Genomic DNA, 13,043 nt, shown 5'->3' on the forward strand with positions numbered 1-13,043 from the left:
GTTGGGTGGTCATCACCGCCCCGGCGCGGCGGCGGGGTCGAGATCGCTGACGTCGCGGAATCCCAGCCGGCGGTTGAGAGCGCCCGTGAGGCGCGTGACCGTGGTGCGGGGAAGCACCCTCGACGCCCAGACCCCGATGCGCTGGGACGCCCGCCCGGGGAAGGAGACGGCCCGGCCCCGGGCGAAGTCGTCGAGCGTCCTGGCGGCCACGTCGGCGGGGGCATCCGTGAACTTGGGGTTCATGGAAGCGGTCGTACGGTCGAAGAACCCGGTGGCGGTGGCTCCCGGGTGGGCCGCCATCACGCGTACGCCGGTGCCGCGGACCTCCTCGGCGAGCGCCTCGGTGAACGAGAGCACGAACGCCTTGGTCGCGGCGTAGCTCGCCTGGTACGGCATGGGCTGGAAGGCGGCGGTGGAGGCGATGTTGACGATGCCGCCACGGCCGCGTTCGACCATGCGGGCCCCCAGGAGGTGGACCAGCCCGACCAACGCGGTGACGTTCACGTCGACGGACTGGAGGTTGGGCGCGAGGGGCCGGCCGAGGAAAGGCCCCACGGCCCCCATCCCGGCGTTGTTGACCAGGAGATCCACGTCCAGACCGAGTCCGTCGACGGCGTCGACGACCCTCTGCGGCGACCGCCGGTCCGACAGGTCCGCGGCGATCACGTCGACGCGGACGGAATGCGTGGTCCGGATCTGTTCGGCAAGGGCGTGGAGCGCGTCTGCCGAGCGGGCGACCAGGAGCAACCGCGCGCCCCGAGCGGCCAGTTCTCGCGCGTAGGCCTGGCCCAACCCCTTCGAAGCGCCGGTGACCAGGGCGGTGGTGTTCGTGTAGTCGTGCATGGGTGAGTGCTTCCTGTTCGGCTGGATGCGGGCATGGAACGGCCCACGAAAGAATGCTTCGAGCCTCGAACCAATTGAGCCCAACATACACTTCGAGCCTCGAAGTAAATAGGCGTACGATGAGTCCATGACGCGAAGCACCCTCGAGGCGGCGGTGGCGGCGAACCACGAGCTCTTCATGCAGACCGGCGACCGGATCGAGGCCGTCCTGGCCGAGCACGGCCTGACCCCTGCGACCGCTCAGGCCCTGTGGGCCATCGACCCGGACCAGGCACCGCCCTCGATGAAGACCCTGGCCGGCCGCCTGTACTGCAACGCGCCCAACCTCAGCTTCGTCATGAACCAGCTCACCGACCGCGGCCTGGTCGAACGCTCCGCCGATCCCGCCGACCGCCGCTCCCGCGTCGTGGCCCTGACGGAGGACGGGCGTCGCGTGCGATCGGCCGTCATCAAGGCGACGCTGGAGCTGACGCCGTTCGCACGGCTTGGGGACGAGGAGCTGCGCCAGCTGGTGGATCTCCTGGGGAAGGCCCTCGACCCGGCCGCGGAGATGGCCTGAGGTCAAGGCGGGACGGCCGCCCGCGGCACCGTCGTGAGGGTGATCGTCGACGAGTCGTCTCGATTGCTTCACGGTGCTGTCGCGGTTGGGATCTGGAGGTGTGAGCGTCACGGGAGCCCGGCTAACGTTCCTGGTCGCAGAGGCGTACGTCCGTGTCTTCGGTACGGCGTGGGCCTTTCTGTTCGGGTTCCTGCACCGACGAATCACGGGGGTACGGCACATGGCCATGCGAGACAGCACGTCGGACGACAGAACACCCGGGGCGTCCGCTTCTTCCTCCCGGCGGCGTCTACTGCGGATGGCCGGCGGCGGTCTCGCGCTGGCGGTGCTGACCGCCGGCACGGTCGGCTGCGACGAGGACGCCGTCGACGCCAAGGAGCCGGGAAGCGCCGGCGATGCCGAGCCGAACGGCGGCGGCAAGGGCTCCGGCGACGGTGGCGGCACCGGCACCGGCAAGAAGGGACAGGTTCCCGAACCGCTGTGGACGGAGTCGACCTCGGCCGAGACCTACGGGGACAACGACGAGTTGGTGGCCGCGGGCGGCGCCGTGATCGCCAGCGGCAGTCCGCTGGCCGCCCTCGACGCCGCGACCGGCGGCCAGAAGTGGTCCCTGCCGGGCGGTGTGGTCCCCGGTGCCCCCTTGCTGCTCGGCGCGGACACCCTCTACTTGGCCAGCAGCGAGTACGACGGCTCCGTCATCGGATACGACCCGGCCTCCGGCAAGGAGACCTGGCGCAGCCGGCTTGGCAAGGAGTACCGGCAGCCGCGGCCGATCGCGGTGGACGAGGGACAGGTGTACGTCATCGCCGAGATCCTCGAGGACGACGGTTCGTCCAAGACCAACGTCATCGCCGCCCTCAACAGCACCACCGGCAGGGTCGCCTGGAAGGAACAGCGCGACATCGGCACTCAGCAGAACGGCATCCACGCCGCCGTCCGGGGCCGCCACCTCGTCTACACCGACTTCAAGAAGAACCTCACCGTGCGCGACACCGCGAGCGGCAGGCAGGTGTGGACGCACAAGACGACCAAGACGAACTACGGCTTCTTCACCGTCCACCAGGACCTGGTCATCGTCCCCCAGGGGAACGTGCTCCAGGCGTTCAACCTGGCCGACGGCAAGGAGAAGTGGTCCCTGGAAGCGTCGGACACGGCCCTCTTCAGGGAACCGGCGGTACTGGAGGACGTGCTGTACATCTCCGACAGCGCCAGGACAATGTGGGCCGTCGACCCGCAGACCGGCAAGCAGCTCTGGAAATCCCAGGCCCTCGCGGACGCGGGGCTCCAGGTGCCGAGGCAGTACGTCAAGGCGGGCGACACCCTCTACGGCGCCACGGACCTGGACAAGCAGGGCGGCATCATCGCCATGGACGCGAGGACCGGCGCGGTGCGCTGGACGTTCAACGACAAGTCGGGCGACTATCACGCCTGGCTGGTGGCAACCGACGGCAAACGCGTCTTCGCGCTGCACGGCAAGAGGCTGCACGCGCTGCCGGTGTGACGCGGGTCGAGCGGCAACGGAACGGTGACGGACGCCGGGCCCCGCCCGTAACGGCCACCGTGCGCTGCGGGGATGCATCGACTCGATGCCTGAGTCTCGAAGCGAACGGGCTAGCATCCCAGTCGTTCCGCTGCCTGTGCAGTCCGGCACGTATTTTACGAGTGGATCGCCCCAATGTGCCGTTAGCGTAGTCAACGAAAGGTTCATTGAACCGGCGGTAGGCGGTGTGTACGGTTACGGACTATGGTAGACACTCCCGCGGTCCCGGACGCCCCCATGGTCACCGGCTCCGAGATCGCTCGGCTCGCAGGCGTCACCCGTGCCGCAGTCTCCAATTGGAGGCGGCGCTACGAGGACTTTCCCGCGCCTGCCGGTGGAAGTGTGAACAGCCCGCTCTTCGCTCTGGCTGATGTGCAGACGTGGTTGAGCAAGCAGCGGAAGGGCCAGGACGTATCCGAGGAGGTACAGCTCTGGCAGGCGTTGCGGGCGACGTACGGCGAGGACATGGTCCGGGGGCTGGCGGCGGTGGCGCAGGTTCTCGCCGAGGGGAAGGCGCCGAAATCGTGCGAGCTGCCGGCAGAGGCCGTTCGTCTGGCGCGTGTCCTCGCCGAGAGGGGAGCGGCAAGCGACGTGGCGGAGGCTCTGGCGGAGCGCTTCACGGACTCCGTACGCAGGGCCGGGTCGGACCAGGTCACCTCACCGCGCATCGTCCGGGCCCTGCGTCACTTCGCGGGAGAGGTGGCGTCCGACGCCACCGTCCTCGATCCGGCGTGCGGCATCGGTACTCTGCTGCTCGCCGTCGGTCCGGACCGCGGGCCGCGGCGGCGAGGCCAGGAGAGCGAGCCTCACAGTGCTCGGTTCGCCCAGGTACGCGCGGATCTCGCGGGACGTACCGACGTGGACGTCGTTGCCGGAGACTCCCTGCGCGACGACAAGTGGCCGAGCCTCAAGGCGGACCTCGTTGTCTGCGACCCCCCGGTGGGAGACGCAGACTGGGGGCGGGAGGAACTGCTTCTCGACTCCCGCTGGGAGCTCGGAACACCCTCGCGCGCCGAAGGCGAGCTCGCCTGGCTCCAGCACGCGTACGCCCACACCGCCCCCGGTGGTCGGGTCGTCGTGGTCATGCCCGCGTCGGTCGCATACCGGAAGGCGGGCCGGCGCATCCGCGCCGAGCTGGTACGCCGCGGCGTCCTCACCCAGGTCGTCTCCCTGCCGGCGGGCAGCGCGGCCTCGCACGCCCTCCCCGTGCACCTGTGGCACCTGCGCCGCCCATCGACCGTGGGCGATGCCGCGACGAGCGTGCGCATGATCGACCTGGCCGCCAACGACCCGGACGGAGATCTGGAGCCGGCACCCGAGCAGATCGCGGACGTCCCGCTCATCGATCTCCTCGACGACACGGTCGACCTCACGCCCGGCCGCTACGTGGAGGAGTCGCACCGCGACTACGCGACCGAGTACGGGGCCATTCGGCAGGAACTGAGTGAGCAGGTGCGCCTGCTGGCCGAGTTGCTGCCGGAGCTGATCGCGGGCGAGGGCCCCGGTGCTCTGGACGGCTCCTCCGTGAGCGTGTCCGACCTGGCCCGTGCCGGTCTCGTCGAGTACGGCGGCCTGGAGCCCGTCTCGACCAGCGACCAGCTCGACACGGACTTCCTACGGGGTTTCCTGCGCAGCACGTCCAACACCCGGCGTTCCACGAGTGCCAGCGGGACCTTCCGGCTTGACGGAAAGGGAGCCCGCATTCCGCAGATGGACATTGCCGAGCAGCGCCATTACGGAACCGCGTTCCGCAGGCTGCAGGAGTTCGAGGAACGGGCGCGCCGGGTTGCCGAGCTGAGCAGGCAGGCCGGCGAACTGGCCCGTGACGGCATCGGCAACGGCGCGCTCCGACCGCGAGGGTGATGCCCCGTCACGACCCGCCGTCCGGTACGAACGGACTCCCCGCCCCGCTCCACGAGACCGCCAGCGCCTCACGCGCCCTGGTGCAGGCGACGAACAGAAGGCAGCGTTCACGCAACAGGTCGGAGTCGTGCTGCAACGCGTCCACGGCCGCGGGAGTCACCTCGCGGGCGAACGGCACCGCTCCCGCGGTCACCCCGAGCACGGCGACACAGCGGAACTCCAGCCCCTTCATGGCGTGCATCGTGGCCAGGCGCACCCCGTCCACGCCGGGCGCCGGCTGGTCCTTGACCCGAACCACCGGAACGCCGGCCGCCGTCAGCTTGTCGTAGGCCTTGTCCAGGAGCACGTTGAACCGGGCGCACACGCCGATCTCGGAGGGCTTGATGCCCTGCGCGATCCACTTGCGAACCTGCTCGACGAGCGCCGCGATCTCCGCGTGCTCCGAGCCGTGCCCTCCGACCTGTGGCCTGCGCCCGTGCAGCAGCGAACGGTAGCCAGCGAGCGTGTCGCTGCCCTCACCGCCCAGGTCGTCGACGGAGACAGGGCTGAGGATGCCCGTGGACCAGGCGAGGATCTCCTCGGTGCTGCGGTAGTTGATACGCAGCCGGTGGGTGCGTCCCGCCACCGCGATGCCGAGCGAACCGAGCGAGACCCTCGAATCGTAGATCCGCTGATGCGGGTCCCCGGTGAGGAACAGATCGTCACTGCCCGGTGCCACCGCGCCACGCAGCACACGCCACTGAGCCGGATGCAGGTCCTGCGCCTCGTCGACCACCACGTGGTCGTGCGTCGGCGCCGACGCCGCGAGCAGTTCGGCCGCCCGGGCACACACTTTGAGATGCGTCGTCGCCCTCTGGTCGCGCAACATCGACTCGAACATCTCGACTGCGGGCCACAATTGCTCCCTGCGGATCGGCGACAGCGCACTGCCACGACCACGCCGGGATGCGGCCCGGTACGCGTCCAGAGTGCGCAGGTCCTGGGCGAGGACGACATGCCGGTACTCCTGCGCCAGGAACTGCTCCGTCCACGGAAGTCCGAGCTTCTTGACGACCCGCTGCCACACCTGCCGCTCCTCCCGGTCACCGATGGGGGAGGACACCTTGCCGTCGTGACGGGCCACCACACCGTGCGCGTACGCGTTGACGGTCGTGACCTCGACCCGGCCGAGCAACGACTCGTCACCGTCCAGGAGGAGGACCAGGTTCTCGCGCAGCGAGGCGGCCAGCGCGTTGGTGTACGTGGTGAGCAGGACCCGGGTGTCGGGCGTCCGGGTCAGCAGATGCTTGACCCGATGCAGGGCGGCGACGGTCTTGCCGGTCCCGGGACCGCCGGTGACCTGCACCGGACCGCCGTAGGACACCCGGTAGGCGACCCGACGCTGTGAGGGATGCAGGAACACCCGCCAGGCCGCGAACGGCTTCTCCAGAATGTCGGCGAGTTCGTCCGGCCCGCTGACCAGCGTGATCCGGCTGGTCGTGTTCACGATGGCAGCGGCGAGGGTCTCGTCCGGGTCGGGCCCGGCGTCGACGGGACGACGTACGGCGACCACGTCCCGGTACACCTCCTCGGGCGGGAACCCCTCGGCGAGGTACTGCAACGCCTCGAACTGGTCCTCCGGCAGCAGCGTCCCGAAGGCCTCCAGCTGAGCCTTGTCGATAATCGTCCGCACCGCCCGCAGCACCTGATCGTCGATGCCCAGCTCGCGCAACACGGTGTCCGAGTACTTGGCGAACAGCAGCGACTCGGCCGCGGCGGCCGCCTTCTCGAGCTGCGGGGTCAGTTGCTCGATCGCCCTCACGTTGCGGACTTCCAGGGCCCGCGTCGCGGAGTTCGTCGTGTACAGCCGCTTGGCCGCCCAGGTGTAGGCGTCGTCGTGCGTCACCACGTTGACCAGCAGGAAGACATCACTGCCGTCGTCAGGGGCAAGCACGACGCCCCGCCAGAAGTCGTTGATGCGGATGGTCCGCATGCGGCGGTCGGCGGCCTTCTCGACCGACTCCAGGTGCAGTCCCTTGTCCTGCTGCAACTCTGGAACGGTGAGCTGCTGGAACTTCTGCATCGCCTTGCGAACGCCGTTCCTGACCGGCTTCTCGAGAGCGTCGTAGCTCTCCCAGAAACTGTTGGCAAACGCAAGCTGCGGCACGATGCGCACTCCCCACCCCGGACTGACACTGCGTGGTCGATCATACGGGCGCTGTGGCGGCGGGGACCGGCGCGGTCGCGTCAGCCGGCCCTCATCCGCCGCGCGACCTCAGCGATGTCTTCGAGCAGTCCCGCCGACCCCTGATCAAGGTCGAGCGCGTGCTGGTGGATCAGGATGCCGGCGTGACGTACCCGGTGGGCGGCGTGCGAGGCGTTGCCCTTCGCGTAGACCAGGTGCCCCTCACCCAAGCCGAGTGCGGTGCAGTAGGCCAGCATCTGGTAGAGGTCGGCATCCGGGTAGCCACCCCGCTTCTCCGCCTTGTACTTGGCATCCGCCACCGCGCACGGGGTGCCGTCCGGCCCGTACAGCACGAAGTCCGGCCGCATGCGGATGGCCGAGGCCTCGTCGAGGTGGTGGCTGTCCTGGAGTCGGGCCAACTGGCCCGAACCACGCAGGGCCTCGCGCAGCGCGACGGTCACGAAGTCCTCGAAGAGCTGGTTCATGTCGAACAGGAACCCGTCGAGGCGCAGCCCGCCGGGAGCGTGCTCAACCGAGGCACCGCCGAGGAGAACCTCGGCGAGACGCAGGGCGCTCTGGTACCGGGCGTTGAGCCGGGTCGGCTGCCAGCCGGGCATGGGCTGCCCCCGTACGATGGGCGTGACCTCGGCGAGCCGGGCACGCTGGTGCAGCAGTCGGCGCCGCACCTCGAGCGGGACACCGGGCAGCCGGAGCAACCGCTCGACGGCCGTGCGCAGGATGCGGTTCTCGGCGATGTCGGTGGTGAACTCGTCGTACGCCACTTCCACCGGCAGCATCGCACCGAACCGCCGCCGGATCTGCTCCGCCTCCCTGATCCGGCCGCGGACGACCAGGGAGCTCTCCTCGGCAGCCCGGTACCCCTGAAGCAGCCCCTGGCGCAGTGCACGGTCGACCTGGCGCTCCACGGCATGGGCGAGGGCGGGCATCACGTCCCGGTGCTCGGCCACGTCCACTTCCCTGTCGCGCCAGCCGCCCGTGGGATCGAGGCTGTAGCCGAGCAGGAAGAAGAGACGGGCGATGGGCACCTTGGGTCTCACTCGTACGGTGAAGGGTTCCCGTATGCCTGGCACGGCGATGTTCACAGCCCCGACCTTGCTGCCGGCCCGCACCGTCCAGCGGCCGGGCGTGTAGGGGTCGGGCGCCGCGTCGACGACGTCTCCGGCGGCCAGCACCTGCCCCACACCGTCGGGCAGGGCGAGGCCGGCGGCAGCAACGTACTCGACCAGCTCGACGCTGGACAGCACCTCCGCTGTCGCGGGTTTCGCTTCCGCGCGAGCACCGCCTCCGGCGACCGTCATGCCAGTGACTCTCGCAGCGCGGCCAGCCCGTACCGCGCCTCGATGTCCACACCCTCGCCGTAGTGGTGCTCCTCCAGCAGCGGAAGGATCTTCGTCCGCCAGGTCCGCTCCAGGCCGCCTTCCCGGAAGACGCCCTTCTTCATCAGATACGAGGGCCCGATGCGGAAGTCGGGATCGTCGATACGGGAGTTGAGCGCTTCGAGCAGGTCGGCGGGCTCAGGCTCCCTGCCCTCCCGCTCCAGCCAGCGACGCAGCAGCCCACTCGTCGGCTCGGTACGCGGCGACAACTCCACGAACGCGAACCGTCGTCGCATGGCCGCGTCGACGAGGGCGATCGAGCGGTCCGCGGTGTTCATCGTGCCGATGACGAACAGGTTGCGCGGCAGCGAGAAGTCGTCCCCGGAGTACGTCAGGCGTACCGACTTGTTCCGGTACTCCAGGAGGAAGTACAGCTCGCCGAAGACCTTGGCCAGGTTGGCGCGGTTGATCTCGTCGATGATCAGGAAGTGCGGGATGTGCCCGTTTCCCTCGCGGGAGGCGAGGTCGGCGAGTTCGCGCAGGGGGCCGGCGGTCAGCCGGAACGCCACCTGCCGGGTCTCCGTGTCCTCCTGTGGCCGGAACCCTTCGAAGAAGTCCTCGTAGGCGTACGACGGATGGAACTGCACCAGCTTGACCTGCTCCGGGCCGCCCCCCAGGAACTCGGCGAGCTTCAGTGCGAGGTAGGTCTTGCCGGTGCCGGGAGGACCGTAGAACACCAGTTGCCGCTCGTCGGCGAGCAGGTCACGCACCTCACGCAGCCACGCCATATCGTGGACGAGCAGTTCGGTGGCCAGTTCGTCCGTGGGCTCGGGCAATTCCGGGTCACGGCGGGCGACGATCGCCGGTACTTCCGTGGTGGGGTCCCGGTCTTCGGCCTCGGCCTCCTCGGCCAGCTCCTCGTCGCTTCGCCCGAGCCCGTCGATGAGGGGAAGCACGGTGGTGAGGTCCACGACGTCATGTTGCACGGACAGCTTCTGCTGGAGTGCCTCCGGCAACTCGTCGTAGGGCACATCACGCCGCCAGGTCACCTCCCGGCGCAGATTGGTGAGCCCGCCCTCGGACTCGACCTGCTCGGCCGCGCTGTCGACGAGTCCGACGTGGAGGCGTCCTCCGGAGATGGTGCAGACGATGTCGCCGGTACGCATCTGGGTGAGGAAGTAGTGCAGTTCGTCGACCATCACCTGCTTCTGACTGTAGGAGGCACTGGCGTCGTAGCCCTCTTGCACGTATCGGCGCAGGGCGCTCTTGGTGGGATCGTCCTCGCCGACCGGCGGCAGGTGTGTCGCTGCGAGCGTGACCATCCCGTCGGGCAGCCACAGCCGTCTCACCAGGTCGCGCCCCGCCACGTTCGATCCGCGCACCAGCCACGCCTTGCGGGGCAGACGCCACGAGTGCCCCAGATAGTCGACGAGCGGGAAGTCCTCCTCCGAACGCCACTCGGTGAGAGCGTCCGAGCCACGCCCGGCCACGATCGATGCCGCGGCCGACGGCGAGTTGCACTCGATGTCCCGGCCGGTCTCCAGATAACCGGGCCACCGCTGCGACTCCCGGATGGCCCCTTCCTCGATCAAAGCCTCCCGCTGCGCCGTCGCGTACGGCCCCGCGCCCGGCAGGACCTCCCTTCGTACCGGCGAACCGGCCAGCACCAGAAACTTCGGACTCCCGTTCATCCCCTTCAAGGGCAACACACGCCCCCGCGCGTAGGGCCCGCCGTTCGGCAGCCGCAGCCGGAACTCGGGATACTCGTCGGCCATGCGCCCCTCACCTGCTGATCCGATCCTTCACGCAGCGTACTGGCAGGCACCGACTGTGGGGCCTGCCGTCGCTCGGTCACGTCGATGTGCCGGACAGGCCATTGTCGTCGGGTGCCAGGGCCGCCAAAATGCCGTCGACCTCCTGCAACCGGGCATGGATCTCCACTGAGGCCGGGGGCAGTTCGTAGGAGCGGTAGTGGCAGGCGGCACTGAGCGCGGTCCAGGTGGTGCGGCACTGACGGGCGGTTTCGTGCCCCGCGTACCACTCGAGGCAGAGCATGCGGTGTTTGCCGACGTGTGTCATCGACGGGGTGACATTCAGCCAGTAGGCGTCCAGGGCCAGGTCGAGCGCCATGCGGAGCAGTACGGCGGCGGCACGGGCGCGCAGGCCGGGGGCCAGGCTCTGCACAGCCCCGGCCTCGGGCAACAGGAGACGGCGGGCGGCGGTCACCATGGCTTGGGGAGAGGCGCTCACCGAGTGCCTCCGGCCTGCCGGGCTCCAGCGCTACGAAGGATCGCGTTCGCGAGAGCTGTGGTGCGACGCACGAGGTCCTTCCGGTCGTCGACGCCCGGCAGAGGCGCGTGCGCACCGGCGTTGAAGGTGTTCACCAGCGCCCAGCCCCCGCTGTAGATCCGTTCGACGGCCTCACGGGCGGACTGCTGCTCGTCTCCGAGAAGGGCGAGGGACACGTAGGACTTCGTACGGTCCAGGGACGCGATGCGCTCCTCGACCGTTCGCAGGCTCAACCCTCGCTCGTCACGGAGCCTGCGCCGCGCGGTCTGAAGACAGGCGGCCTCTACTGCCACCCGGCACATCGCGGGCAGCACGTGCTCGGCCACGTCTTGAGGCAGGCCGGGGTCGAGGGAGACGGCGCGCGCTTCCGAGAGCGCCTGATCCACCGGGTCGGTGAGAGTCTCCACGCCCACCACCGAGTCGGTCTGCCGGGTGACGCGTAGAACGGTGGCTTTGATGCCGAGGTGCGCGATGGCCTGCTGGAGGCGAGTGTCGTGGGTGAAGACAAGCACTTGGCGGTCCCTGGCGCAGGCGTCCAGGACCCGGGCCAGCCCCTCGACCTTCTCCGGATCCATCGACTGAACCGGGTCGTCGATGACGAGGAAGCCGAACGGACTGGCTGCATGGGTGGCGCGCGGCAGGAACAGGGAGAGCGCAAGGGAGTGCAGCTCACCCTGGCTCATCACGCTGTATGCGGGAGCGTCCATGTCGTCCACCGAGACACCGAGTTCAACCTTGCCGCGTCCAGGGGTCCCCGAGAGTGTGACGGATCCGAGCATGACACTGCTGTGCTCGCACAACTTCTGCCACACCTCCTGAGACCTCTGCGCGAAGGGGCGCAGGCGTTCGTCGCGCAGCTCGTCGATGATCGGCCGCAGCCACGTCCGCGCCTTGCGCGCGTGCTTGCGACGGTCGCGCGCTGTCTCGGCGGCCTCGGCCGCGCCCAACCACTCCGCGAGCCGCACGGCCGTCGGCCGCCAGGCACCGTCGTGCTCCGACAGCCGCTGTGCGGCCTCCTCCCGCACCTGCCGGCAGGCGTCGTCGAGCAGGGCCGCGGCGCGCTCGATACGGTCCGCGAGCTCCCTGGGATGCGTGATGTCCCGGCACTGGGCCCATTCCTGCCAGAGGGACGCGAGCGGAGACGTCTCACCACGCAGCCACACCGGAACCGGCTGAACGAGGTCGTGGACGGCCCGCACCGCGACCGTCCCGTCCTTGCGCGCGGCCTCGGCCACCACGGCCTCCCTCTGGAGCCGCTCGACCTCCGCCCGTGCCTGCTCCGCCCACGCCCGGTCGAGCCGGTTCTCCGTGCCGCAGACCGGGCAGTCCGCGTTCCCGGACCGGCGTTGGTGCTCCAGTGCCGACTCCAGCAACCGGGCCAGGCGGCGGGCCTCCTCGGCGCTGCTGTACCTGGCCTCCTCGGCAGCGGTGGCCGCCGCGCGCAGCCGGGAGACCGCCCCACCCACCTCACGCAGATCCGGCCCGGCAAGGCTGGCACGCTGCCGTAGCTGGTTCAGCTCGGCCTCCGCGGCAGGAGTGCGGCTCTCCAGCAGCGCTCGCACCCTGCCGAGTTCGGGCCTGGCTGCCGTCAGTGCCTGTGCGGCCTCGCGAGCCCTCGGATCGTCGAGCGCGGCCAGCTCGTCAAGCAATGGCGCGGTGAGTGAGTCCGCGTGCTTGATGGCCTTGTCGCACTCATTCGCGGCGGCTTTGACCCGGCCGTCGAACTCCGCGAGCAGTTCGAGTCCGAGGAGTTTGAAGAAGGCGTCGTGGAGGCCACCGAGTGTGCCGTTGATCATCGACCCGAGCTCGCTGTACGGCAGGAAGGGCCGGGCCAGGTCCAGGGCCTCGGGGTCGACGATCTCCGCCGGCTTCCGCTCCGAGCCGTCCGACGCCTCCGCCTCGGTCCGGGCCTCGTCGAGCTTGTTGCTCCGCCACGTCCGTCGCAAGGTCACGGTCTCACCGCGCTCGCCGACCGCCAACTCGACGCCGACCTCGGGCATGACCTCGGGGCTGTGCAGGTTGCGCCACCCCTTCTGCCAGTCACCGGCCCGCCGCCCTTCCCAGCGCGAGTTGTGCCCCGTCATCGCGGTCTCCGCCGCTTCGGCAAAGCTGGACTTGCCCGAGCCGTTCGGCCCGGCGACGACCACCAGGCCGGGGCCGGGTGGCAGTTCGAGAGTGGTCCGGGGACCAATGCCACGCCAGCCGGCGGCGGTGATGGACCGGAGCTGGATCGGCTCGGTCCGCACACCGCTCTTCCTCGCCTGCTCCTCCGGCAGCAACTCCCTCAGCAGAGCGAGAGCCTCCGGCCCGAGTCCGGAGTGACGCAGGCGGTCGAGCAGGAGGCTGCGTAGGGAGTCGGGGGAGTCGGGGGTGTCGATGGCTGAAGTGGTGCTGGGATCGGGCGAAATGGGCGGCTGCTCGGGCACGTTCTGCTCCTTGAGACATGGC

The 13,043-nt window shown here is 69.6% G+C and carries 9 protein-coding genes; 3 read left to right on the top strand and 6 right to left on the bottom strand.

What is annotated here, in order from left to right:
* Positions 1 to 12: 12 nt before the first annotated feature.
* Positions 13 to 843, bottom strand: a complete 831-nt coding sequence (locus tag ACGH7X_RS32660) for an SDR family NAD(P)-dependent oxidoreductase (RefSeq protein ID WP_399892098.1) — start codon at positions 841 to 843, stop codon at positions 13 to 15.
* Between the two features lie 127 nt (positions 844 to 970).
* Between ACGH7X_RS32660 and ACGH7X_RS32665 the strand changes: the two genes are divergently transcribed.
* From ACGH7X_RS32665 to ACGH7X_RS32675, 3 genes are all read left to right on the top strand, one after another.
* Positions 971 to 1,402, top strand: a complete 432-nt coding sequence (locus ACGH7X_RS32665) for a MarR family winged helix-turn-helix transcriptional regulator (RefSeq protein WP_399892101.1) — start codon at positions 971 to 973, stop codon at positions 1,400 to 1,402.
* A 220-nt stretch (positions 1,403 to 1,622) separates the two neighbouring features.
* On the top strand, positions 1,623 to 2,903 hold the full coding sequence (locus tag ACGH7X_RS32670; RefSeq protein ID WP_399892104.1) for a PQQ-binding-like beta-propeller repeat protein: 1,281 nt from the start codon (positions 1,623 to 1,625) through the stop codon (positions 2,901 to 2,903).
* A gap of 276 nt (positions 2,904 to 3,179) precedes the next feature.
* Positions 3,180 to 4,805 (top strand): class I SAM-dependent DNA methyltransferase, encoded by a 1,626-nt coding sequence (locus tag ACGH7X_RS32675; RefSeq protein ID WP_399897493.1) that lies wholly within the window; start codon positions 3,180 to 3,182, stop codon positions 4,803 to 4,805.
* A 7-nt stretch (positions 4,806 to 4,812) separates the two neighbouring features.
* Here the strand turns inward: ACGH7X_RS32675 and ACGH7X_RS32680 are convergent, their stop codons facing one another.
* The 5 genes from ACGH7X_RS32680 to ACGH7X_RS32700 all read right to left on the bottom strand — a co-directional run bounded on the left by ACGH7X_RS32680 (position 4,813) and on the right by ACGH7X_RS32700 (position 13,021).
* Positions 4,813 to 6,951, bottom strand: coding sequence for a UvrD-helicase domain-containing protein (locus tag ACGH7X_RS32680; RefSeq protein WP_399892107.1), 2,139 nt, complete (start codon positions 6,949 to 6,951; stop codon positions 4,813 to 4,815).
* 80 nt (positions 6,952 to 7,031) lie between these two features.
* Positions 7,032 to 8,288, bottom strand: a complete 1,257-nt coding sequence (locus ACGH7X_RS32685; RefSeq protein WP_399892109.1) for an McrC family protein — start codon at positions 8,286 to 8,288, stop codon at positions 7,032 to 7,034.
* Entirely contained in the window at positions 8,285 to 10,081 is a 1,797-nt protein-coding gene (locus ACGH7X_RS32690) for a DUF4357 domain-containing protein (protein WP_399892112.1), read from the bottom strand. Before ACGH7X_RS32690 ends, ACGH7X_RS32685 begins: the two co-directional genes overlap by 4 nt.
* A 76-nt stretch (positions 10,082 to 10,157) precedes the next feature.
* On the bottom strand, positions 10,158 to 10,556 hold the full coding sequence (locus ACGH7X_RS32695; protein WP_399892115.1) for a hypothetical protein: 399 nt from the start codon (positions 10,554 to 10,556) through the stop codon (positions 10,158 to 10,160).
* Positions 10,553 to 13,021: an AAA family ATPase gene (locus ACGH7X_RS32700; protein WP_399892117.1), complete on the bottom strand. Its 2,469-nt coding sequence runs from the start codon at positions 13,019 to 13,021 to the stop codon at positions 10,553 to 10,555. The genes ACGH7X_RS32695 and ACGH7X_RS32700 overlap by 4 nt, the downstream gene beginning before the upstream one ends.
* Between the last annotated feature and the right edge of the window lie 22 nt (positions 13,022 to 13,043).

Origin of the sequence: Streptomyces sp. BBFR51 (genome assembly GCF_044591655.1) — a bacterium.
In the GTDB taxonomy this organism is placed as follows: Bacteria; Actinomycetota; Actinomycetes; order Streptomycetales; family Streptomycetaceae; genus Streptomyces.